Source organism: Flagellimonas ulvae, from assembly GCF_049333175.1.
Lineage (GTDB): Bacteria > Bacteroidota > Bacteroidia > Flavobacteriales > Flavobacteriaceae > Flagellimonas.
On the sequence record NZ_CP186325.1, the window covers coordinates 2,180,669 to 2,202,491 of the forward strand.

18 protein-coding genes are annotated in these 21,823 nt (G+C 39.7%); 8 read left to right on the forward strand and 10 right to left on the reverse strand.

Annotated elements, in window-relative coordinates; all coding sequences use genetic code 11:
- Positions 1-38: 38 nt before the first annotated feature.
- Together ACOKFD_RS10040 and ACOKFD_RS10045 are read left to right on the forward strand one after the other, a co-directional pair.
- Positions 39-1,709, forward strand: coding sequence for a SulP family inorganic anion transporter (locus ACOKFD_RS10040; RefSeq protein WP_298997064.1), 1,671 nt, complete (start codon positions 39-41; stop codon positions 1,707-1,709).
- 121 nt (positions 1,710-1,830) lie between these two features.
- A complete protein-coding gene (locus ACOKFD_RS10045) occupies positions 1,831-2,637 on the forward strand; it encodes a hypothetical protein (protein ID WP_422857812.1) in 807 nt (268 codons plus the stop codon).
- A 13-nt stretch (positions 2,638-2,650) separates the two neighbouring features.
- Here ACOKFD_RS10045 and ACOKFD_RS10050 read toward each other — a convergent pair whose 3' ends face one another.
- Positions 2,651-3,496 (reverse strand): pseudouridine synthase, encoded by an 846-nt coding sequence (locus tag ACOKFD_RS10050; protein ID WP_422857813.1) that lies wholly within the window; start codon positions 3,494-3,496, stop codon positions 2,651-2,653.
- A 140-nt stretch (positions 3,497-3,636) separates the two neighbouring features.
- On the opposite strand from ACOKFD_RS10050, the gene ACOKFD_RS10055 reads away from it, so the two are divergent.
- The 3 genes from ACOKFD_RS10055 (at position 3,637) to ACOKFD_RS10065 (ending at position 7,939) form a co-directional block, all read left to right on the forward strand.
- Positions 3,637-6,444, forward strand: a complete 2,808-nt coding sequence (locus tag ACOKFD_RS10055) for an alpha/beta hydrolase family protein (RefSeq protein ID WP_422857814.1) — start codon at positions 3,637-3,639, stop codon at positions 6,442-6,444.
- A 23-nt stretch (positions 6,445-6,467) separates the two neighbouring features.
- Entirely contained in the window at positions 6,468-7,406 is a 939-nt protein-coding gene (locus tag ACOKFD_RS10060; RefSeq protein WP_422857815.1) for a LuxR C-terminal-related transcriptional regulator, read from the forward strand.
- 113 nt (positions 7,407-7,519) lie between these two features.
- Positions 7,520-7,939 (forward strand): VOC family protein, encoded by a 420-nt coding sequence (locus ACOKFD_RS10065; RefSeq protein ID WP_422857816.1) that lies wholly within the window; start codon positions 7,520-7,522, stop codon positions 7,937-7,939.
- Between the two features lie 87 nt (positions 7,940-8,026).
- Here the strand turns inward: ACOKFD_RS10065 and ACOKFD_RS10070 are convergent, their stop codons facing one another.
- The 4 genes from ACOKFD_RS10070 to ACOKFD_RS10085 form a co-directional block, all read right to left on the reverse strand.
- A complete protein-coding gene (locus ACOKFD_RS10070; RefSeq protein WP_422857817.1) occupies positions 8,027-8,977 on the reverse strand; it encodes a carbon-nitrogen hydrolase family protein in 951 nt (316 codons plus the stop codon).
- Positions 8,977-9,882, reverse strand: a complete 906-nt coding sequence (locus tag ACOKFD_RS10075) for a geranylgeranylglycerol-phosphate geranylgeranyltransferase (protein WP_422857818.1) — start codon at positions 9,880-9,882, stop codon at positions 8,977-8,979. The genes ACOKFD_RS10070 and ACOKFD_RS10075 overlap by 1 nt, the downstream gene beginning before the upstream one ends.
- 9 nt (positions 9,883-9,891) lie before the next feature.
- Entirely contained in the window at positions 9,892-10,830 is a 939-nt protein-coding gene (locus ACOKFD_RS10080) for a mevalonate kinase (RefSeq protein WP_298997045.1), read from the reverse strand.
- Positions 10,831-10,947: 117 nt separating this feature from the next.
- On the reverse strand, positions 10,948-12,033 hold the full coding sequence (locus ACOKFD_RS10085; protein WP_422857819.1) for a diphosphomevalonate/mevalonate 3,5-bisphosphate decarboxylase family protein: 1,086 nt from the start codon (positions 12,031-12,033) through the stop codon (positions 10,948-10,950).
- Between the two features lie 90 nt (positions 12,034-12,123).
- On the opposite strand from ACOKFD_RS10085, the gene ACOKFD_RS10090 reads away from it, so the two are divergent.
- The gene (locus ACOKFD_RS10090; protein ID WP_298997039.1) at positions 12,124-12,597 is read left to right on the forward strand and encodes a TspO/MBR family protein; all 474 of its coding nucleotides are present in this window, start codon (positions 12,124-12,126) and stop codon (positions 12,595-12,597) included.
- On the opposite strand, the gene ACOKFD_RS10095 is transcribed toward ACOKFD_RS10090, so the two are convergent.
- Entirely contained in the window at positions 12,594-13,130 is a 537-nt protein-coding gene (locus tag ACOKFD_RS10095) for a DUF1697 domain-containing protein (protein WP_422857820.1), read from the reverse strand. The two genes, ACOKFD_RS10090 and ACOKFD_RS10095, sit on opposite strands and share 4 nt — an antisense overlap.
- 73 nt (positions 13,131-13,203) lie before the next feature.
- Between ACOKFD_RS10095 and glpK the strand changes: the two genes are divergently transcribed.
- Together glpK and ACOKFD_RS10105 are read left to right on the forward strand one after the other, a co-directional pair.
- A complete protein-coding gene (gene glpK, locus ACOKFD_RS10100; RefSeq protein WP_422857821.1) occupies positions 13,204-14,700 on the forward strand; it encodes a glycerol kinase GlpK in 1,497 nt (498 codons plus the stop codon).
- Positions 14,701-14,707: 7 nt separating this feature from the next.
- Positions 14,708-15,436, forward strand: coding sequence for an MIP/aquaporin family protein (locus tag ACOKFD_RS10105; RefSeq protein ID WP_422857822.1), 729 nt, complete (start codon positions 14,708-14,710; stop codon positions 15,434-15,436).
- On the opposite strand, the gene ACOKFD_RS10110 is transcribed toward ACOKFD_RS10105, so the two are convergent.
- The 4 genes from ACOKFD_RS10110 to ACOKFD_RS10125 form a co-directional block, all read right to left on the reverse strand.
- Positions 15,420-16,706 carry an NAD(P)/FAD-dependent oxidoreductase gene (locus ACOKFD_RS10110; RefSeq protein ID WP_422857823.1) on the reverse strand — a complete coding sequence of 429 codons (1,287 nt, stop codon included), beginning with the start codon at positions 16,704-16,706 and terminating at the stop codon, positions 15,420-15,422. The two genes, ACOKFD_RS10105 and ACOKFD_RS10110, sit on opposite strands and share 17 nt — an antisense overlap.
- Positions 16,706-17,455, reverse strand: a complete 750-nt coding sequence (locus ACOKFD_RS10115; RefSeq protein ID WP_422857824.1) for a glycerophosphodiester phosphodiesterase — start codon at positions 17,453-17,455, stop codon at positions 16,706-16,708. The genes ACOKFD_RS10110 and ACOKFD_RS10115 overlap by 1 nt, the downstream gene beginning before the upstream one ends.
- Positions 17,456-17,598: 143 nt before the next feature.
- Positions 17,599-19,470 carry an alpha-amylase family protein gene (locus tag ACOKFD_RS10120; RefSeq protein ID WP_422857825.1) on the reverse strand — a complete coding sequence of 624 codons (1,872 nt, stop codon included), beginning with the start codon at positions 19,468-19,470 and terminating at the stop codon, positions 17,599-17,601.
- On the reverse strand, positions 19,467-21,773 hold the full coding sequence (locus ACOKFD_RS10125; protein ID WP_422857826.1) for a glycoside hydrolase family 65 protein: 2,307 nt from the start codon (positions 21,771-21,773) through the stop codon (positions 19,467-19,469). The genes ACOKFD_RS10120 and ACOKFD_RS10125 overlap by 4 nt, the downstream gene beginning before the upstream one ends.
- Between the last annotated feature and the right edge of the window lie 50 nt (positions 21,774-21,823).

A 21,823-nucleotide genomic window follows, 5' to 3' on the forward strand; every position in this document is an offset into this window, starting at 1 on the left:
TGTAGTTACAAACCATTGCTTATTTTTACGAAAAAACCATGCTTTCCAAAATTTACAACATCAAGAATCTAAGAGGTGACTTTACAGGAGGTCTGGTGGCCGGTGTTGTTGCATTGCCCTTAGCACTAGCGTTTGGGGTTCAATCTGGAATGGGGGCCACAGCAGGTCTTTATGGAGCCATTGCTGTAGGAATCTTTGCCGCTATGTTTGGTGGAACAGAGACTCAGGCCAGTGGTCCAACAGGTCCAATGACCGTGGTCTCTGCCGCTTTGGTTGCAGCTGCCATAGAAATGAACGGAAGCTTGGAGAATGCGCTTCCGATTATTCTTGCCACTTTTTTGGCAGGAGGACTTTTTCAAGTGATTTTTGGATTCATGAATATTGCGAGCTACGTAAAATACTTTCCCTATCCTGTGGTTTCGGGTTTTATGAGTGGTGTAGGGTTGATTATCGTCATTTTACAACTTTTTCCTTTTGCGGGGCTTGATTCAGCTAAATCTACAGTAACGGTCATTCAAAATTTTCCTAGTCTTTTTACGGAGGCAAACATCTACGCCTTACTATTAGGGGGAGTAACCATTGCCATCTATTTTCTCTTTCCAAAACTCACAAAGGCCATTCCCAGTGCATTGGTTGCTATGATTGTAGCTACCCTAATTGCGTATTTCACTAAAATGGATGTTCCTGTCATTGGAGAAATACCCTCAGGACTACCCTCTTTTCAACTTGGAGGAATTCTAACTATTGATTCTGGAGCGTACTCCACCATTTTGGAGTATGGATTGGTACTTGCGGTACTGGGCAGTATTGACTCTTTGTTGACTTCCGTTATTGCAGACAACATTACCAAGACCAAACACAACAGTAATCGGGAACTTATAGGTCAGGGTATTGGAAACATGTTAGCTGCGGCCATTGGAGGGATTCCAGGAGCTGGAGCAACCAAAGGAACCGTGGTAAACATCAATGCAGGAGGTAGAACACGACTATCTGGAATTCTACATGGTGTTTTTCTACTTGCTGTTCTTTTGGGTCTTGGTCAACTTGCGGCTCATATTCCGCTATGTGTGTTGGCAGGTTTGTTGATTCCCATTGGTTTCAAAATCGTAGACTTTAAAGGTTTAAAGCACTTGACAAAAGTACCAAGGGCGGATGCCATCGTCCTCATAATTGTTTTGCTCATCACTACCTTTGGCAGCTTAATCTATGCTGTAGGTATCGGTGTGACTCTTGCCTGTCTGCTATTTATGAAAAAATCAGGTGATATTAGTGAAAATGGGATGGAAGTAGGTAGCATTTCAGATATGGACGGCTCTAAACCCTGGCAAGATGAGCAGGAGTTTTATGAAGAATACAAGGATAAAGTCATTATCAAACATCTGTATGGCCCATTGTTTTTTGGTTTCACTTCGTACTTTAAAGACCAAATAAGCAACCTTCCCAAAGACATTACCGCAATTATTTTGAGAATGGACAGGGTTCCCTACATTGACCAGTCCGGTTTGTATACTTTGGAGGGAATTATCTTTGATTTACGTAGGCAAGACATCGAAGTTATACTTATAGGCCTTAAAGAACAGCCTCTAGATATGCTAAAAGCAGTTGATATTATTCCAGATCTTGTTCCAGAGGAAGATATCTTCCAGAATATTGAAAACAGTTTTATCTATTTGAGAGAAAAACTAAAAGAAGAAAATACTACTTCATAAAACAAGAATAGCATTATCCTCAACTGAACTTTTTTCATTTCAAATTGCAATATGAATTCCACAAAGGTTTGTTGCGTTTACAGCAATCCATTACCTTGTAGTACGTACAACCTTTTTCCGCATGAAACGATTGCAACTTTTTGAATTTGAAGATTTTGATTGGTTACCCCATGACCTACGTTCAGGAGCTACAAACCTCATCAAAGTTCTTCATAGAGTCGTAGACACTTCAGAAGTTTTGTCCAACCTAATCCTAAGTGTACGGGAGAAAGTTGATTTTAATCAAATTGTGGATTTGGGTTCCGGTTCTGGAGGTCCTATGATTGAAACCATGCAGAAAATCGACGAGGAAAGTCAAGATTCCCAAATTACCCTGTTACTAACCGACCTATATCCCAATGCAAAAGCTATTGCAGACATTGAAACCTTAAAACTTCCCAATGTTTCTTACCATCCTGAATCTCTGAATGCCCTAAAATTAGATAATGCTCCAAAAGGACTTAAAACCATGGTTGCTAGTTTTCATCACATGAAACCATCCGTCGCCAAACAAATTTTGGATAAGGCTGAAGATAGCGGGGAACCGCTCTTGATTTACGAAATTGCCAAAAACAATGTTCCCATATTAATTTGGTGGATTCTCCTTCCGATTTCACTTATAATCTTGGTGATTATGTCATTGTTCATGACCCCTTTTGTAAAACCATTAAGAGCGAATCAATTCGTTTTCACCTATCTAATTCCATTGATTCCCATAATTTATGCATGGGACGGGCAAGCATCACTAATGAGAACCTATACTTTCAAGGACGTTGAGGAATTATTGGGAGAACGAAAAAAAGAAAAATATGTATGGGAGATATGTGATGCTAAAAAAAGAAACGGTAAAAATGCAGGGTACTACATTTTAGGGTATCCAGTTAAATAATAGCCTCCCAGTATTACTTAATCATCTTCAAATTGATTATCTCTTGCTCAGTAAGATGTCTCCAGTGCCCACGGGGCAAATCTTTTTTAGTTAGACCCGCAAAGACCACACGGTCCAATTTGATGACATTGTAGTCTAGATGTTCAAAAATCCGTCGAACAATTCGGTTACGTCCACTATGTATGATTACTCCAATCTCTTTTTTAGGAGCACCTTGAATGTAGCTCACATCGTCCACATGCACAGGTCCGTCTTCCAGTTCTAGACCCTCTTGAATTTTGTGCAAGTCCGCCATGCTCAGATTATTGTCCAAGGTTACCTGGTACATCTTCCGCACCCCATGTCGAGGATGGGTAAGTTTAGTTGTCAAATCACCATCGTTGGTGAACAATAAAAGACCTGTGGTGTTTCTGTCCAAACGACCCACAGGCAATAAACGCGACTTGGAGGCGCTGGACACCAATTCCATGACCGTGCGTCTACCCTTTTCATCATTGGTGGTTGTAATAAAGTTTTTGGGCTTGTTCAAAAGCACATATTCCTTTTTCTCAGGATTTAGCTTTCTTCCATCAAAACGAACATCATCAGAACGTTTTACTTTGTAACCCATTTCTGTGATTACTTTTCCATTCACGGTTACATTCCCCGCTGCGATATAGGTATCCGCTTCCCTACGAGAACAAATCCCCGCATTAGCAATATATCGGTTCAATCGAATTTCATCCGGGTTGGAAGGACGATTGGTTTTTTGTGGTCTGCTTGAAGGTTTCGATTTTTTCGAGAACGGTTTTCTCTGGAATCCTTTCTGTGAAGTTCGAGATGGTCTTTTGCCACCTTTGTTAAAGTCTGATTTCGCCATCAGTCATAATTTTTGGCAAATGTAGATAATCCCTTTTAATAACTCTAGTAAATACGTTGTTGAAATCCAAAGAACAAGGATTTTACTCAAGAAGGAAATGAAAGGTATCAACTATATTTACAAGGCAAATCAAAACAACCATGTTCAAAAAAATTCTCGTATTCCTGTTTTTGGCCGTTCCGGCTATTTCCTTTACCCAAAAGAAAGTATTAGATCATGCTGATTACGATATTTGGAACACAGTCCAAAACGAAGTTATAGCTCCAAATGGCTCTCATATCCTATATAGTTTATGGAAAGGAGAAAAAGACCATTTTTTCAAAATTCAGGATGCCTTGGGCAATTTTGTCCTTGAATACGACCGTGGCAAGGAAGGCCATTTCACGTATGATTCAAATTATGTGGTTTTTACCATCAATGCATGGAAAGACAGTATTATGGACATGCAAAGAAGAAGGGTTAAAAAAGATAAGCTTCCTAAAGATTCCCTAGGAATTTTCAATCTAAAGACCAAAAGCCTACAAAAGATTGGACATATCAAGTCTTTTAAGATTCCCGAGAAATGGTCCGGTTATCTAGCCTACCAATTGGAGGAAATCAAAAAAGAGAAAGAAAAGGAAGAGAAGCAAGAAAAGGATTCAGTAACCCAATCAAAAGAGAAAAAGGATAAACCTAAAAAAGTTGGAATGAAAACCGGATACCATCTTGTAGTTCTGAATCTAGAAACCAAGACCCAAGACACTTTGAAGTTTGTTACGGACTATGTGTTCGCCAAAAAAGGCAAATGGTTGGCCTATGCCACCACGGGAGAGAAAAAGGATAGCGATGCAGGTGTTTTTGTCCGCAACCTAGAAACCAATGAAACCTTAAACTTGCACAAAGCTCCAAAGGCCAAGTATTTCAAACTTGGATTTAGCGAATCCGGTAAAAATTTCGGTTTTATTGCGGATACAGACACCACCAAAGTGCAGCTAAGACCCAATGAACTCTATGTATGGCAAGAAGGAAATTCCAAAGCACAAAAAGTGATGGATAACGCCATGAGTCCAAAAAGTTATGTGGTCTCTAAATATGGAGAAATTCATTTTTCCAAAGATGAGTCCAAAATGTATTTTGGATTGGCAAGACCTCCTATTGAAAAAGATACTTCTTTATTGGATGAAGAAATTGTGAACGTGGAAGTTTGGACCTATGATGAACCGCGATTATATACGGTTCAAGAGTTGCAGCTAAAAAATGATTCCATCCAATCCTTTTCAACGGTTTATCACCTTGGTGACAAAAAAACAATCCCGCTGGCCAATGGCACTTATGAAGATATTGATTTAGGAGATAAGGGAAATGCTGGATTAGCTTTGATTCGAAACTCCAAACCATATGATTTATCCAGCCAATGGACAGCTCGCAGACACTATGATTACAAAGTAATTAATACCAATTCTGGAGAAACAGAACATGAATTTAAAAAAGTACCAAGACTTCAATTAAGTCCGAAGGGAAAGTATGGATACACCTATAACAGAGTGGACAGTACTTGGGTTAGCTATAACCTCATATCAGGAAAACAAACTGCTTTGACCAAAGACTTGGTTTCCTATAGTGAGGAGAACGATTACCCCAATTACCCATTCCCTTATGGATTTGCAGGCTGGACTCAAGATGACGAACACTTTTTGGTCTATGACCGATATGACATCTGGAAAATACATCCAGATACCGGAGCAAAACAAAAGCTAACGGACGGAAGAGATACCAAAACAGTATTTCGCTATTTGGATTTGGATGAAGAAGAGGAAGCTATTGATTTCAGCCAACCTTTGCTTCTTAGTACTTTCAACGAAACAACCAAAAATGGCGGTTATGCCAAATTCAATCCCAAAAACAATAAGGTTACTTCTTTAATTTCGGGACCTCACCGCTACTCTTCTCCCAAGAAGGCCCTGTTAGACGATGCTTTGATATTCACCCGTCAGTCATTTGAAGAATTTCCGGATTTACGAATTACGGACCTAAGTTTCAAGAAACAAATCAAACTTAGCAATGCCAATCCGCAGCAAAAAGACTACAATTGGGGCACTATTGAACTGATGGATTGGATTTCTTTGGATGGAAAAAAGCTTCGAGGAATGTTGGTAAAACCTGAGAATTTTGACCCAACTAAAAAATATCCTCTTCTGGTAAACTTTTATGAAAAGAGTTCCGACGGCATCCACAGACACCGATATCCAAAAGCAGAGCGTTCTTCAATTAATTATAGTTTTTATACCAGTAGAGGGTACGTTATTTTTAATCCAGATGTGGAATACCGGATAGGGTATCCCGGTGAAAGTGCATACAACTGTGTCATCCCTGGAGTCACTTCTTTGGCGGAAAAAGGCTTTATCGATAAAGACAATATCGGTGTGCAAGGACATAGCTGGGGTGGATACCAAATTGCCTATCTGGTAACAAAAACTGATATTTTTAAAGCAGCGGAAGCTGGAGCACCCGTTCCCAACATGATAAGTGCCTATGGTGGTATACGATGGTGGACCGGTTTAAGTAGACAATTCCAATATGAACATACGCAAAGTAGGATAGGTGGCACCCCTTGGGAATACCCTTCACGCTACATTGAAAACTCGCCCATATTCAATGTGGATAAAATTAATACTCCTTTGTTGGTCATGCATAATGATGCTGACGGCCATGTACCATGGTATCAAGGTATTGAATTTTTTGTGAGCTTACGTCGTTTGGGAAAACCCTCTTGGTTCCTCAATTACAACGGAGAGCCCCATTGGCCTCTAAAAATGCAAAATAGAAAGGATTTCAGTATTCGAATGGCCCAGTATTTTGACTATTACCTGAAAGGAGATGGAAAACCCTCATGGATGGACAGGGGAGTTCCACCCATTGAAAAAGGAATCCGTCAAGGGTATGAATTATTGGATAAAGGTTCCCGTTAAATACCCTTTCATTTAGTTTCAGGATGAACAATAAAGATTACTTCGCTCATTTATATGATATTGCCAGTCATTTAAACAAGGAGTACTCTTTGCATTCAGCGCTCAGTAAATCCCTTGAAAAAACAGCGGAAATACTGAATTTGGAAACAGGATGGATTTGGCTTACCGAACCAGACAACAAGTCTGTTTATCTGGCAGTTTCCCATAATCTACCACCTGCTCTTGGCAACTATCCTGAACGCCTGTCGGGCTGGTGCTACTGCATAAAACAGTATTTGTCGGATGATATGGAAGAAGCGGTAAATATCTCAGAAATCGCTTGCTCCAGATTAAAAGATATCAATTCTGGCACGAACGACTTGAGATTTCATGCCACAATCCCCATAACTGTTGAAGGCCAAAAAGTTGGATTAATAAATCTGCTGAGCAAGGAGTCTAGAAAATTGAATGAACAAGAGCTCACCATTTTGAATACTATTGGTGAATTGGTTGGCACCTGCATCCAGAGAGCTCGCCTACAAACATCGTTTGGAAGAAAAGAAATCAACCCAATATCCGACCTAAAGCGGGTATCCGAAGGGATAATTCTTCCCAAGTTAGAATCAATAATTGCTTCATTACAAAGTGGAATGGGTGATTACCTCAAAGTAAAAACCGCTTTGCAGGAATTGATTCATCTTCAAAAGGATTTAAACCAGCTTTTGTTTGAATCCAATATATTGAAGGACAACAAGAATCCATCCAATGCGTTCAGCTATCCTAAAAACCCAATTACGAAACGTGAGCTTCAAGTGCTATCATTAATCAAAGATGGTCTTACCAATGAAGTTATTGGCAACAGATTGTACATTACCGAAAGAACTGTGAAGTTTCATATTACCTCAATTCTATCCAAACTAAATGCCAAAAATAGAACCGAAGCTGTAGATATCGCTCTAAAAAGAGGTCTCTTTAGTATCTAAGCTGATTTTGTGTTTGAATTAACTGTACTAAAGTACAGGTCGTTTTCTGTACGGAGGTTCATTTTCAGTGTTCCGCTCTATTTGGAAATTTGCTCTGAACAAAAAAACATATCATGAAGCAGCAGATATACTTGGAACATGCCAACATCACAGTCAATAATATTCAAGAAGCAATAAAATTCTTTCAGGTTGCCTTTCCTCATTTTAAGATACGAGGAGCGGGAAATGACCTTCGGGAATGGGTCCATCTAGGTGATGATTACACCTATGTTGCAATCAATCAAGCCATAAACAAACATGCAAAGGTGGAGAAGAACTATGACAAAGCGGGTATTAACCATATTGGTTTTGTAGTCCCCAATGTCGAAGAAATAGCGAGTAACCTATTAGAGCACGGGTACAAACGTGACTATCCTAAACAAGTAGAGCAATTTAGAATACGGGATTACTTTGCGGATGCAGATGGAAACCAATATGAGTTTGTGCAGTACCTCAGCGAACTCCATGAAGAGAGAAACAGTTATATCAATTAAAATTCGAAACAATCAAAAACGATGGAAAGGGGCACCAAAACAATATGTTTTGATGTCCTTTTTTTAAAAAAGAAATAATCAGAATAACTAATCTTTTATTTTGACGGTGGATTGCCGTTCCCGGTTTACGGTAAGTTGGGTGACATCTGGTCTGGAATAATGTCCTACGGGGTCAAAATTTTGATGTTCCTGGTACACTCGATTAATATCCAAGGTATGATAAATCAACCCTTCCTGATCCACAATGGGTTCTATTTCCCATTCCCCATCAGGTCCAGCAATACAAGAACCCCCATTAGCCAATACTTTTGGTGCTTTTTCCAAAATAGCCTCTAGATGTGGAGTGTCCTTCGGAAAGTCATCCACATGCATCAATGAGGAAACCGAAATGACATAGCCACGGGATTCCCGAGCAATAAATCTTGTTATGTCTTTTGTGTTATGCAGTCCTCCGGGCCAAACGGCAATATGTAAATTCTCGCCTTGAGCATAGAGCGCTGTACGTGGCAAGGGCATCCAATTTTCCCAACAATTCAAACCTCCCACAGTGAACTTTTTTAATGAATGAACCTTAAGTCCGTTTCCATCACCTGGCGCCCATGTGAGGCGCTCATCGTAAGTGGGTTGCAGTTTACGATGTACCGATTGAATTTCGCCATTGGAATCAATATAGACCAAAGAACAATATAGACTATGCCCACCTCTATCCTTGGCACGTTCCATCATGCCTAAGTAAATTGCAACACCTTTTTCCTTGGCCAATTGGCACAATGTATCCAATTCCCCTGCCTCGATTTGAATGGAATTTCGGGTATAATGCGCGTGCAATTCCTTGTTGACTTTTAAATCCCAAGCGGCTCCATTGGTATGGGCCAACCAAAATGGGTAACCCGGTAAAAAGGCTTCTCCAAACACCACTAACTCCGCTTCTTTAGCAGCAGCTTCGGTTACCGTTTGCATAACTTTTTCAAGTGTAGCCGATTTATTCAGCCATACCGGTGCAATTTGAGCCAAAGCCACTTTGAGTTTGTCTTCCATTATAAAATTCGGTTTAATACGAGGTCTACATCAATAAGTAGGATACTAAAAACTCCTGCGACAATGATGAATTTTAAAATATTGTGGAGCCAAACATAATGCTTTTTGCCACTGGCCTTAGCCAACAAAATGATAAAAAGTGCCAAGAGCCCAACGCATATCCAGAAGTAGAGGTACATATAGCCTACATCAAAAACTTGTATTAAAAGCAGTGCGGGAATCAAGGTCAAAAAAATCAAAAATCCGATGATTCCTTTGGAAACTTTGGTTCCGTATAATATGGGAATGGTCTTATAGTTCTGGGCCATATCACCCGCCATATTTTCCAAATCCTTTATCAGCTCCCTGGCCAGGATAAGTAGAAAGAGAAATAGGGCATGAACGAAAATTACGGTTTCAAAGTTTCTATAGTACACAAACACTACAAAAAATGGAGTTATGGCCAAAGTAGCCGAAACCAGATTGCCCAAAAACGGAATACGCTTAAGTTTATGCGAGTATATCCAAATCCCAAAAATATAGGCTGAAAAAAAGAATACCGCTCGAAACGAAATGTAACTAGCTGCAAAAACCGCTAAAAAGTTAAGGATGAAGTAGGTAGTCAGTTTAAACCGTTGACTTACCAACCTATCCAACATACTCTTGGTTGGTTTATTTATCAAATCTTTTTCCGCATCATAAAAATTGTTGATGATATAGCCACTGGCTATCGCCAAGGCCGATGCTGTAACAATCAAAAAAAGATTAAAATCAAAAACCACATCCCTCAAAGGAAGGTCTGGCGAAAGAATGTAAATGGAAGTGAGATATTGCGCTAAGGTGATTATCAGAATATTATAACCGCGAACCACAGAAAACAAACTCAATAGCTTGAAAAGCAAGAGTTTATTTTTTCTACTAAGCATGGGATGGGGTTAGAAGTTGTATACCACTTCCAATTTATGGCCGTTCAACGCTTTTTTGGCCTGTTCTAAATCCTGGGTGAACCCAAGAATGTATCCACCACCACCGGAACCGCAAAGTTTGAGATAATACTCGTTGCTCTCAATTCCTTTTTGCCATAAATCATGGAACTTGGAAGGAATCATAGGCTTGAAGTTATCCAAGACCACATGGGAAAGCTCTTTCAGATTTCCAAATAGCGATTTTACATTACCGCTAAGAAAATCTTCAACGCAAGCATCGGTATGTTTTATGAATTGGTCCTTGAGCATATTTCTGAAACCTTCCTGCTTCATTTTCTCCATGAAAATCTGAACCATAGGAGCGGTTTCACCAGTAATTCCACTATCCAATAAAAAGACTGCACCCTTACCTTCTTTGTTTTGGGAAGGAATACTGGTGGACTCAATATTGTCCTTGGAATTTATTAAAATCGGCAAACTCAAGTAACTGTTCAAAGGATCAAGACCAGATGATTTTCCATGAAAAAAGGATTCCATCTTGGAAAAGATAGACTTTAATTTCAGCAATTTTTCCCGGGTCAAGTTCTCTAAAACTGTGATTTTATCAGTTGCATATTTATCATAAATCGCAGCTACCAATGCGCCACTGCTTCCAATTCCGTAGCCTTGTGGAATAGAACTGTCAAAGTACATACCTCCATCAACATCTGCCTCTATTTTCGAAAAATCGAAAGAAACCAATGCAGGTTCTTGGGATTCCATTTCCTTGAGGTAAACAACGAATTGCTTAAGACTTTCATTGGATGCTTTGGCTGATTCGGAAGGATTATCATCCGTTTTCAAAGCTCCTTTAAAAAAGTTGTATGGAATGGAAAGTCCTTTGGAATCCTTGATGATTCCATACTCACCAAATAGCAAAATTTTAGAATAAAAAAGTGGTCCTTTCATATGATAAAAAGATTTTGTTTAATCTTTTTCAAAATAAAGATAAACAAAAAAGTCGGTTTTATTTCAATCAATCCTAGTTTAGACTAATAACAACGTTTCAAAAACCAAGAGATTATTCTATTCTTCAAATAATTGCTTGGCACCCGTTCCTATTCGGTCGCAAATATAGTGTCCATTCTCGCAATGCGCAACTAGTTCATCCTGAATAAATTGAATGGCTTTTTCCTTTACCGATTCTGGATACAATACATGCACATTGGCTCCCGCATCCAAAGTAAAGCATATCGGCACTTTAGTCTCTTTGCGAAACCTCCAAAGTTTATTGATGATTTCCAAGGTGTCCGGCATCATTAGAATAAAATAGGGCATACTGGTCATCATCATTGCATGAAGGGTCAATGCCTCACTTTCTACAAGTTCCATAAAGGCCTCAAGATTTCCTTCACCCAAAATCGGTTTTAATTTAGCCAAGTTTGAGTGCGCTTGTTCAAATCGCTTTTCTGCATAGGGATGATTATGCATTAAGTTATGACCCACAGAGCTGCTCACCTGTTTTTGTCCCTTGTGCACGAGCAATATGGTGTCATGATAGTTTTTAAAAATTGGGTTTACTTCAAAAGGATAGTTTACCCCGTATAGATCCGAACTCTTTTCGATTCCCTCGTGCTTGCCCCATTGAACCAAATCACCTTCAATGCTTCTGCAAGCACTTCCCGACCCCAATCTGGCCAAAAAAGAGGCTTTCTTGTTGAAAAAATCAGATGCCATAGGCTGGATTTTGTTTTCAACACTCAACAAACACAAAGCCAAAGCTGACATACCACTGGCAGAAGAAGCAATACCACTACTATGAGGAAACGAATTGGATGTTTCTATTACGAAATGGTACTTTTTCAGAAAAGGTAGATAGGGTTCTATTCGCTCCAAAAAGGTCTGAATCTTGAGCTTAAAATCTTCTTTGGGCTTACCTTCAAAAAGCAAGTCAAACGAAAAATCTTTTAAATCCTCTTTTTTAGTGAACGTAACCTGTGTTTGTGTAGCGCAGGCATCTAAGGTGAAGCTTATGGATGGATTAGCCGGAATCTGATTGGTTTTCTTACCCCAATACTTGACCAAGGCAATATTGCTCGGTGCCTTCCAGCCTACTTTGCCCTTTTCAGGAAGATGGGTATACGCTTTTGGTATGAAGTCATTATCCGTCATCCAACAAAAATTTGAGCAAATATAGCTATGCTTTGGCAGCTCGAATGGAAGAATGAAATAAATTGTTATTTTAGGGAGCCAACACCAATCATGAAAAAGAAAGTTACATACATCGCTATTGCCGTTATTGTTTGCTTGTTAATTGGCTTTCTTTCCAGCTTCGCCACGCAAAGCTCCGTGAATACTTGGTACACTACGTTGAACAAACCCAGTTTTAATCCGCCAAATTCCATTTTCGCGCCAGTTTGGACCGTACTATACGTTCTAATGGGAGTAGCGGCTGGCATTGTTTGGTCGAAAGGATTTCATCATATATGGGTAAAAACGGCATTATATCATTTTGGATTTCAACTCTTGTTCAATGCCCTTTGGAGCATTGTTTTTTTTGGGTTCAAAAATCCCTTTTGGGCCTTGATTGTAATTCTTGTTCTTCTAACCCTTATCATACTCACCATTCGATGGTTTAGGGTGGTGAGCAAGGTAGCTGCATTTTTACTCATCCCCTATTTACTTTGGGTTAGCTTTGCAACCATACTTAATTTTTCCATTTGGCAACTTAACTAGTTCTCTGAAAGCTCCAATAATTTTTTCATGGTTTTTAGATTTCGGGTAGTCGCCTCTACCTTTAGCTTATTCTCGATAAAGTTGTTATTAAGTTTTGCGTTTCTATAACTTCTAGTAAAACTTAGATACACACAATTCTGGGTAATGTAAAAATCCTCGTTCTCAAACTGATACTTGTTAAATTCAGAAACCTTTTCGTGCTGAGGGGGAGTCTTAAGCAGAGTAAAAAACAATTGGTTTTCCTCAGGTTTTTTACCGAAAGGATTATTGTCTAAAATGTGCTGTAATTCTTCAAAAGTGATTATCAAAACAGGAACCTGAAAGCCAAATCTGGATTCTATAAGACAATGAATTTTTTCAGCAAGTTCCAGTGATGTTTGTTTTTCTGCTTTAAAGAGTATGTTACCGCTCTGAATATAGGTTTGCACTTCTTGAAACCGGTTGGCAGCTAATACCTTTTTGAGTTCAACCATCTTTATTTTTTTATGCCCTCCTACGTTGATTCCCCTTAAAAGGGCTATGTACTTTTTCATGGATTGAATTTTAAGTTTTGGCTCAACAACTCCGATTAATTTTAGTAAATTCAGCGATGTTAAATTAACCAAAATGAGTCAGTATATACTTGCCTTGGACCAAGGCACTACCAGTTCAAGAGCAGTTGTGGTAGACAAACAAGGAACTATTGTTTCCGTTTCTCAAAAAGAGTTTACACAGATTTTTCCAAAACCAGGATGGGTAGAACATGATGCTACTGAAATATGGGCCACCCAAGCTGGAATGGCAGCAGAAGCCGTAAGCAAAAAGGGTATTAAGGGTGACCAAATCGCCGCGATTGGCATAACCAATCAAAGAGAAACCGTAGTGGTTTGGGACAGAAATACAGGGGAGCCTGTCTACAATGCAATTGTTTGGCAGGACAAGCGTACCTCAGCGTACTGTGATGAGTTGAAGAAGCAAGGTAAATCTGAAATGATTCGCGAAAAAACGGGTCTGGTCATTGATTCTTATTTTTCAGGAACCAAGGTAAAATGGATATTGGACAATGTAGAAGGGGCAAGAGAAAAAGCAGAAGCTGGAGATTTGGTCCTTGGAACAATTGACACTTGGCTTATTTGGAAAATGACAGAAGGAAATTTGCATGTCACCGATGTCACCAACGCTTCACGCTCTCTTATTTTCAACATCAATACCATGGAATGGGATGATGAACTACTGGAATTATTAACTATCCCAAAAAGCATGCTTCCAGAAGTAAAACAATCTAGCGAAGTTTATGGGCATACAGGACCTAATTTCTTCGCTGCCAAGATTCCAATCGCTGGAATTGCCGGAGATCAACAAGCCGCATTGTTTGGCCAAATGTGCACCAAGCAAGGCATGGTGAAAAACACGTATGGAACAGGCTGTTTTATGTTGATGAATATTGGGGAGAAGCCCATCGTATCCAAAAACAATTTGCTCACGACCGTGGCTTGGAAAATTAATGGAAAAACTGAATATGCTCTTGAGGGAAGTATTTTTATTGCTGGCGCCGTTGTACAATGGCTAAGAGATAGTTTGAAGGTTATTAAAAATTCTTCAGATGTTGAAGATTTGGCAGGTTCCATTGATTCATCCGAAGGAGTATATTTTGTTCCCGCCTTCGCAGGATTGGGCGCACCACATTGGAACCAATATGCACAGGGAACCATTTTTGGTTTAACTCGCGGAAGCACGGATGCCCATATAGCTAGAGCAGCTTTGGAATCCATTGCCTATCAAACCATGGATATTCTAAAAGCCATGGAAGCAGATTCTGGAATCTCGATTAAAGAACTTCGGGTGGATGGAGGTGCAACGGTTAACAATATGCTTATGCAGTTTCAAGCTGACGTTTTGAACACCGTTGCCGTTCGACCAAAAATAGTGGAGACTACGGTTATGGGAGCGGCTTACTTAGCAGGTCTGGCTGTAGGTTTTTGGGAAAGTGCAGAAGAAATTCAGAAAATATGGGAAACGGACGTACGCTTTAATCCTACCAACGAAAGAGAGACAATAGAAGACGGAATCAAAGGGTGGTATCGTGCCATTGAAGCTTTGGAACATTGGACCAAAACCAGCTGATTGAATTATGACTCCCTTTGTTGCTGAAGTTATAGGTACTTTCTTATTAATTCTTTTGGGATGCGGAGTTAACGCAAACGTTTCCCTAAAGGGAACATTTGGCAGCCAATCCGGATGGATTGTAATTACCACAGGTTGGGCATTTGCAGTATATACTGGGGTGGTAGTTGCCGGTCCTTACAGTGGAGCACATATGAATCCTGCCGTGACTATTGGACTGGCACTTTCAGGAGATTTTTCAATCTATGATGTTCCCAATTATATCATTGCCCAGTTTATTGGAGCTATGCTGGGTGCTTTTTTCGTCTGGTTAATACACAAAGACCATTTTGATGCAACAGAAGATGGAAATAGCAAGCGAGCGGTATTCTGCAATGCTCCAGCTATTCCTAACACGTTTCTAAACATTTTGACAGAAACAGTGGGCACGTTTGTTTTGGTTTTTGCAGTCTTGTATTTCACAGATGCCACCATGATGAAGGACAATAGTATTATTGGATTGGGTTCCTTAGGTGCTCTTCCTGTTGCCCTTATCGTTTGGGGAATTGGTCTATCCCTTGGTGGAACCACCGGGTATGCCATTAATCCCGCACGTGATTTAGGACCCAGAATAGTACACGCACTGGTTCCTATTAAAAATAAAGGTTCAAATGGATGGGGATATTCATGGATTCCAGTAGTTGGACCCATTATTGGTGCTGCTTTGGCTGCTTTTTTATCTATGTGGTTACAGTAAGTGCTCTGGATGCGATTTCCTGAGCGGCCAAATAGGCCCCAGTCCAAGCATTTTGAAAATTATAGCCTCCAGTGATGCCATCAACATCAATTATTTCTCCAGCAAAAAACAGATTGGAGAATAACTTGCTTTCAAAAGTTTTAAAATTGATTTCTTTCAAATCCACTCCGCCTGCAGTTACAAACTCTTCTTTAAACGTACTTTTTCCTTCTACTTTGAACGAGCAAGCCGTAAGCTGTTTCGATAAATTTTTTAATTGTTCTTTGGTGACCTCACCCCATCTAAGTTCTTTTGCTATTCCTGAGGCAGCAACCAAACGCATCCACAATCTTTTTGGTATCGATATGGCTTGGGTTCGAAAAACTGTTTTCTTAGCTTCCACTTCTTTCACCTCTTTTAAATATCCCTCCATAGATGAAGTAGAATACTCCGGTGTCCAATTGACAACAGCCCGAAAGTTGTATTTGTAATTTTCCAAAATTCTTGCACCCCAAGCAGATAATTTTAGGATAGCTGGGCCGCTTAAGCCCCAATGGGTGATTAGAACGGGACCTTCAGATTCTAAAACGGGATGCTGCTTGGGAGCACTTTTTAATTCAACACTGATGTTTGAGGCAAATATTTTTTTTGGAGGAATTTCTACAGAAGCATTAACACTAATTCCAGGAATTCCTTTAATTCGCTCATCATTAATGTTGAACGTGAACAAAGAGGGTACAGGAGAGACAATGGAGTGCCCCATATCTTGTAACATATTCCATATTCTAGCATTACTCCCGGTGGCCAAAAGTAATATCCGCGCCTTATAATCCTTATTCATGGTGGTCACTTGCCAATGACCACTTTCCAATCTACTAAAATCTTTTACGGAGCTATTTTTTAAAACTTGTATTCCGTGTTTTTCTATCTCTTTTAGAAAACAATCTATGATGCTTTGCGAGGAATCACTTTTTGGAAAAATACGACCATCTTCCTCTATTTTAAGTGGCACTCCCCTTTCTTCAAAAAAGGCAATAACATCTTCGGGAGCATGCGAATGAAAGGGGCCTAGAAGTTCCTTTTGCCCTCTAGGATAGCCATCAACCAGTTCTTTGGCATAAAACTTTGCCTGTGTGACATTGCACCTACCGCCTCCGGAAATTCTTACTTTGGAAAGTACTGTCTTTCCTCTTTCCAGAATGGCAATTTTGAGATTTGGATTCTTCTCCGCAATTTGAATAGCGGCATAGAAACCTGCAGCTCCACCTCCTGCCACAATTACATCGAACATTAATTCACACGTTCTGGGTAATTCGTAATAATTCCATCCACCCCGAAATCAATCATTCGTTGAATATCATTGGGCTCATTTACGGTCCAAGTGTATATCCCGAAGCCTTCCTTCTTTATTTGAGCAGTATTCTCAGCAGTCAGCGTCTTAAAACTAGGATTGATGGCTACTGCATTCAGTTCCTTTGCTATATCCAAAGCTTTTAGGGGGTCTTCTTCGGTTAAGACAGCTATTTTAATAGACGGTTTAAGCTCTCGCATTTTTCGCAGTTCGTCCCACTTGAAACTAGAAATGACAAAATTGTCCAATGACCATCCTCTTTCTCTCACATAATAGTCAATAATAAAATCTACCCTATCCGTTGTATTGGCTCCCTTCAATTCTATGTTTAACGCCACTTTATTGTCGATTAGGTCCAGTACTTCCTGTAGCATGGGAATTTTATGGTTTCCATCCAAAATCAATTGCTTCACATCAAAAATATTGTATTCCTCAATTCTACCGCCACTGTTGGCCAAGCGGTCCACTCTTTCATCATGAAAAACAACAATCTCACCACTATCAATTATGAATACATCAATTTCAATCATGTCCACACCCAGGTCCAAAGCTTTTTGAACCGAAGCGAGAGTATTCTCCGTTTCATGTCCCATGGCGCCACGGTGACCAATTACCAAAGGTTTTGAATTCATCATGTTACATGCGTTGAAGAGAAAGACAATTCCTAGAAATAATAAGGCTTTTTTCATTCCATTTTTATTTGAGCTTAAAAATACAATTTGACGGGAACATGACTAGTAAAAGATTGGCCAAATCCAATTCTTTAAAAGAGAGAGGGAAAAACAGTTATTTAGCCTTTTCGTCTTTTCCAAAAATCAAACAATGCCCAACTCTATGGTTCTACTTGAAGGATTAGAGATTCCAAAGGTTGGATTTCAACCTTAATTCTGCCCATACCCTTTTGGACCATTAATTGAAGGGGCTCTTTTCCATACAGTTTTTCACTCAAAATGTAGTTCCCATCTTTCAAATTCCATGTTTGAATAAGGTGTTCTGGAACTTTAAGTTCGAAATTATATGTTTTGCCTTCTTCGAAATTGGATAGGATGATTAGCTTCTGGTTAGGAGACCATCGAACGTAAGACAGCACCCTATGGTCATAGTTTTCAGTATTATCCTTATTGAAGAAATGAATTTCTTCATATTCTCCCATCAAGGCTTCGCTCGAAATGGTAAAATTCAATAATCGTTTATAGAAATCCCGAAGCTGCTTTTCTGATTCTGAAAGTTGGCCCCCATCAAACTTTTTATCATTCATCCAACGTTGATGATGCGGCACTCCAATGTAATCAAAAATAGAGGTACGGGTGGGACTTCCAAAACCTGCATCTTCGGCACCAGGTTCACCTACTTCTTGACCAAAGTAAATCATGGTTGGTGAAGTACTGATAGTGGCTGATACCACCATGGCGGGTTTGGCCAACTCTGCTTTCCCTGCAAAATCGGGGCTGGCAATACGCTGCTCATCATGGTTCTCTAAGAAATGTAGCATGTTATGCTCAATATCGGCCATGCCTTTTTGTACCACAGGAATATGGTCAGTCCAACCATAGCCTTTCATTGTATGCTTGATGCTATCGTAAAGCTCTACCTTATCGTAGAGGTAATCCATCTTTCCTTTATGGATATAATCACGATACAACCCTGGATTGTATACTTCGGCCAAAAGAAAAGCATCTGGATTTTTCATCTTAATGTTGGAATTCATATAGCTCCAAAATTCTACAGGAACCATTTCGGCCATATCAAAACGAAATCCATCTACACCAAAATCCAACCAATACAGCGCGATGTCCCTGAATTTTATCCAAGAGTCGGGAATCTTCTTATCCTGCCAAAAGGCATGATGTTCTTTATAACTCTTCTCTGCATATACATTTGGCAACTCCTTGAAATCTTTTGTGCCATCAGGCCGAACCCCATAGTTTACCTTAACCGTTTCATACCAATCGTTGAAATCGGGTTGTGCCAATCTGGAGCCGTTGCCCGTCCATTTAGCAGGAATTTCTTCAAATTTCCCGTCAGACAATACATTGGTGTTTCCTCCCAAGGGTTGATAATCATCCTTCCAATGGGGCACTTTGAATTCTTCTCCTATTACGTAATAGAAATTGTTGTTTACATGATACTCCAAAGAGGTGTCATCTTGTGCCCCAAAGTCCAAAACCCCTTCAGGATTGGTTAGGCCCTTATAGTTTCGCGCAACGTGATTTGGCACAATATCTATCAAAACCTTCATACCGGTTTTATGGGTTCTCTCTACCAAATCCTTGAACTCCTGTAACCTGTTCGCGGGATTGTCTGCAAGGTCTGGATTTACATTGTAATAATCCTTTACGGCATACGGTGACCCTGCACGTCCCTTTACCACATCGGGGTCGTCATTGGAAATGCCAAATTCGGTGTAGTCATTGATAACAGCGTGATGCGGTATTCCTGTATACCAAATATGTGTGACTCCCAAGTTCTTTATTTCGGAAAGGGCGGTTTCCGTAAAGTCTGAAAACTTTCCAACTCCATTTTCCTCAATAGTGCCCCACGGTTTATTTGTGGTGTTTGTATTGCCAAAAAGTCTTGTGAAAACTTGATAGACTACTGCCTTTCTTTCTGTAATTGACTCCACTTCCTTGGTTTTGATTTTTGATTCACATGCCAAAAAGCCCCCCAGCATCAGAAAAAAACAACCGAAGGCCCAATTTCTCATGCCTGAACTATTTTTCCTGGAACTAGGGTTACCACTTTGCCATTTACTAGAATGTCCAAATCTGCTTCCCCTGTGATTTCAAAACTGGAAGCATCTTTTTTGACGGTAATGGTTATAATTTGATTTCTAAAATTCACTTTAAAAGCATATGAGCTCCATTGAGATGGAATCTGGGGTTCGAAGCACAATTGATTATCCTGAACCCGCATTCCTCCGAAACCTTCCACAATGCTCATCCATGTTCCAGCCATGGAAGTAATGTGCAAACCTTCTTCCACTTCTTTATTATAGTCGTCCAAATCCAATCTTGAAGTTCTTAAGTAGAAGGTATAGGCTTGCTCCATTCGACCTAGCTTAGCCGCTTGGATACTGTGCACGCATGGAGACAGAGAAGATTCATGAACCGTGAAAGGTTCGTAAAAATCAAAATGTTTTTCAAGTTGCTCTTGAGAGAAATGGTCTTCAAAAAAATAAAAACCTTGTAGCACATCTGCTTGTTTGATGTAAGGAGACCTCAAAATTCTATCCCAACTCCACTTTTGATTAATAGGCCGTTGCGATTTTTCCAAATCGCTGACACGAATCATTTCCTTATCTAAAAAACCATCTTGTTGGAGATAGACACCATGTTTTTCGGAAAATGGAAAATAAACGTTGGACACCAATTCATCCCAAGCGTTGGTTTCCTCTGGGGACAATTGGGTTTTCCGGATAACCCTAGCATAATCTTCTGGGTATTCCTTTTCCACTTTTTGGAGTTGTTCAGCCGCATATTCAATGCACCATTTTGCCAAATAGTTGGTATACCAATTGTTGTTTATGTTGTTCTCATATTCATTGGGTCCTGTTACCCCTAGCATTACATAACTTTGCTTGTCCTCTGAATAGTTGAAACGTTGTTGCCAAAAACGAGCTATACCTATTAGTACTTCCAGTCCCATTTTTGGAACATAGCTGTAATCCCCCGTAAAGCGATGATAATTGTAGATGGCAAAAGCAATGGCCCCATTTCTGTGGATCTCTTGAAAGGTTATTTCCCATTCATTATGGCACTCCTCTCCATTCATGGTTACCATTGGGTAAAGTGCAGCCCCATTCTTAAAACCTAGTTTTTCTGCATTCTCGATGGCTTTCCCCAAATGGTTAAATCGATATTCTAGAAGACTCCATGCTACCTCTTGATTTTTTGTGGCCATATAGAAAGGAAGGCAATAGGCCTCGGTATCCCAATAGGTGCTTCCTCCGTATTTTTCGCCGGTGAATCCTTTGGGACCAATGTTTAATCTGGAATCTTTACCCAAATAGGTTTGATTCAGCTGAAAAATATTGAAACGAATACCTTGCTGTGCCTTGACATCGCCTTCTATTTCAATATCACTCATTTCCCAAATGTGAGCCCAATCTCTTTTCTGCTGTTCCAAAAGTCCACTAAAGCCAAGATGTGAAGCTTTATCCAAAACATCATTGGCTGCATTAATCAATTCTGAAGACTTGTGATTTCTTGAAACAGTATAACCCCCTAATTTGTGCAGTGCCACTTTTTGGCCTTTTTTAACATCGACAACAAAACTCAGCCCTGTTGCCAATTCATCCTTTTTATGAATTGGATCCGTTTCATGTTTGTTCCCATCAATATAAAGAGAAGCGTCCATAAAGGTGCACGTCTCAAAGTTGGTTTTGAGGGTATGAGCTTCAATAAAGGCACGATTTCCATCGGATTCCACCTTGGTCGTTTTCCAAAATTGATCATCCCAATTACTGTCCATATTTTTAATACCACTATCTAAATAGGGTAAAATGATAATCTCTGCATCCTTACTCAAAACTTCTATTTCGTACTGAATAGCACCCAATTCGTCCAAATGAAGACTTAAAAAGCGGGTAGATGAAACAGAGACTTCAATTCCATTGGGCATTGTAGCAACAAAGGAACGTTTATACCAACCTTCCTTCATATTAAGTTGACGCACAAAGTCTTTGACTTCCTTGCAAGTATTCAAGTCCAAAGATTCCCCATCTATGGATATGTCTATTCCTATCCAATTTGGAGCATTTAATACCTTGGCAAAATATTCTGGATACCCGTTTTTCCACCAACCTACTCTTGTTTTGTCCGGATAGTAAACCCCTGCAATATAGCTTCCTTGAAAAGTATCTCCAGAGTAGGTCTCCTCAAAATTGGCACGCTGGCCCATAGCACCGTTTCCAATACTAAAAAGACTTTCAGAAGATTTTACGAATTCTTTGTCAAATCCTTCTTCAATTATGGACCAGGGGTCTGGCTTTATATAATCTTGATTCATTTATTAAAAATATGGTAGAAGTTAAGATTGTAGATTTAATTCCAACAAGA

Coding starts and splice junctions, on each gene's coding strand:
- ACOKFD_RS10060 (WP_422857815.1), top strand. CDS start 6,468: ATGAACAATAAAGATTACTTCGCTCATTTATATGATATTGCCAGTCAT.
- ACOKFD_RS10055 (WP_422857814.1), top strand. CDS start 3,637: ATGTTCAAAAAAATTCTCGTATTCCTGTTTTTGGCCGTTCCGGCTATT.
- ACOKFD_RS10110 (WP_422857823.1), bottom strand. CDS start 16,706: ATGTTCGATGTAATTGTGGCAGGAGGTGGAGCTGCAGGTTTCTATGCC.
- ACOKFD_RS10095 (WP_422857820.1), bottom strand. CDS start 13,130: ATGAAAAAGTACATAGCCCTTTTAAGGGGAATCAACGTAGGAGGGCAT.
- ACOKFD_RS10045 (WP_422857812.1), top strand. CDS start 1,831: ATGAAACGATTGCAACTTTTTGAATTTGAAGATTTTGATTGGTTACCC.
- glpK (WP_422857821.1), top strand. CDS start 13,204: ATGAGTCAGTATATACTTGCCTTGGACCAAGGCACTACCAGTTCAAGA.
- ACOKFD_RS10080 (WP_298997045.1), bottom strand. CDS start 10,830: ATGAAAGGACCACTTTTTTATTCTAAAATTTTGCTATTTGGTGAGTAT.
- ACOKFD_RS10125 (WP_422857826.1), bottom strand. CDS start 21,773: ATGAATCAAGATTATATAAAGCCAGACCCCTGGTCCATAATTGAAGAA.
- ACOKFD_RS10120 (WP_422857825.1), bottom strand. CDS start 19,470: ATGAGAAATTGGGCCTTCGGTTGTTTTTTTCTGATGCTGGGGGGCTTT.
- ACOKFD_RS10075 (WP_422857818.1), bottom strand. CDS start 9,882: ATGCTTAGTAGAAAAAATAAACTCTTGCTTTTCAAGCTATTGAGTTTG.
- ACOKFD_RS10050 (WP_422857813.1), bottom strand. CDS start 3,496: ATGGCGAAATCAGACTTTAACAAAGGTGGCAAAAGACCATCTCGAACT.
- ACOKFD_RS10070 (WP_422857817.1), bottom strand. CDS start 8,977: ATGGAAGACAAACTCAAAGTGGCTTTGGCTCAAATTGCACCGGTATGG.
- ACOKFD_RS10115 (WP_422857824.1), bottom strand. CDS start 17,455: ATGAAAAAAGCCTTATTATTTCTAGGAATTGTCTTTCTCTTCAACGCA.
- ACOKFD_RS10065 (WP_422857816.1), top strand. CDS start 7,520: ATGAAGCAGCAGATATACTTGGAACATGCCAACATCACAGTCAATAAT.
- ACOKFD_RS10090 (WP_298997039.1), top strand. CDS start 12,124: ATGAAAAAGAAAGTTACATACATCGCTATTGCCGTTATTGTTTGCTTG.
- ACOKFD_RS10085 (WP_422857819.1), bottom strand. CDS start 12,033: ATGACGGATAATGACTTCATACCAAAAGCGTATACCCATCTTCCTGAA.
- ACOKFD_RS10105 (WP_422857822.1), top strand. CDS start 14,708: ATGACTCCCTTTGTTGCTGAAGTTATAGGTACTTTCTTATTAATTCTT.
- ACOKFD_RS10040 (WP_298997064.1), top strand. CDS start 39: ATGCTTTCCAAAATTTACAACATCAAGAATCTAAGAGGTGACTTTACA.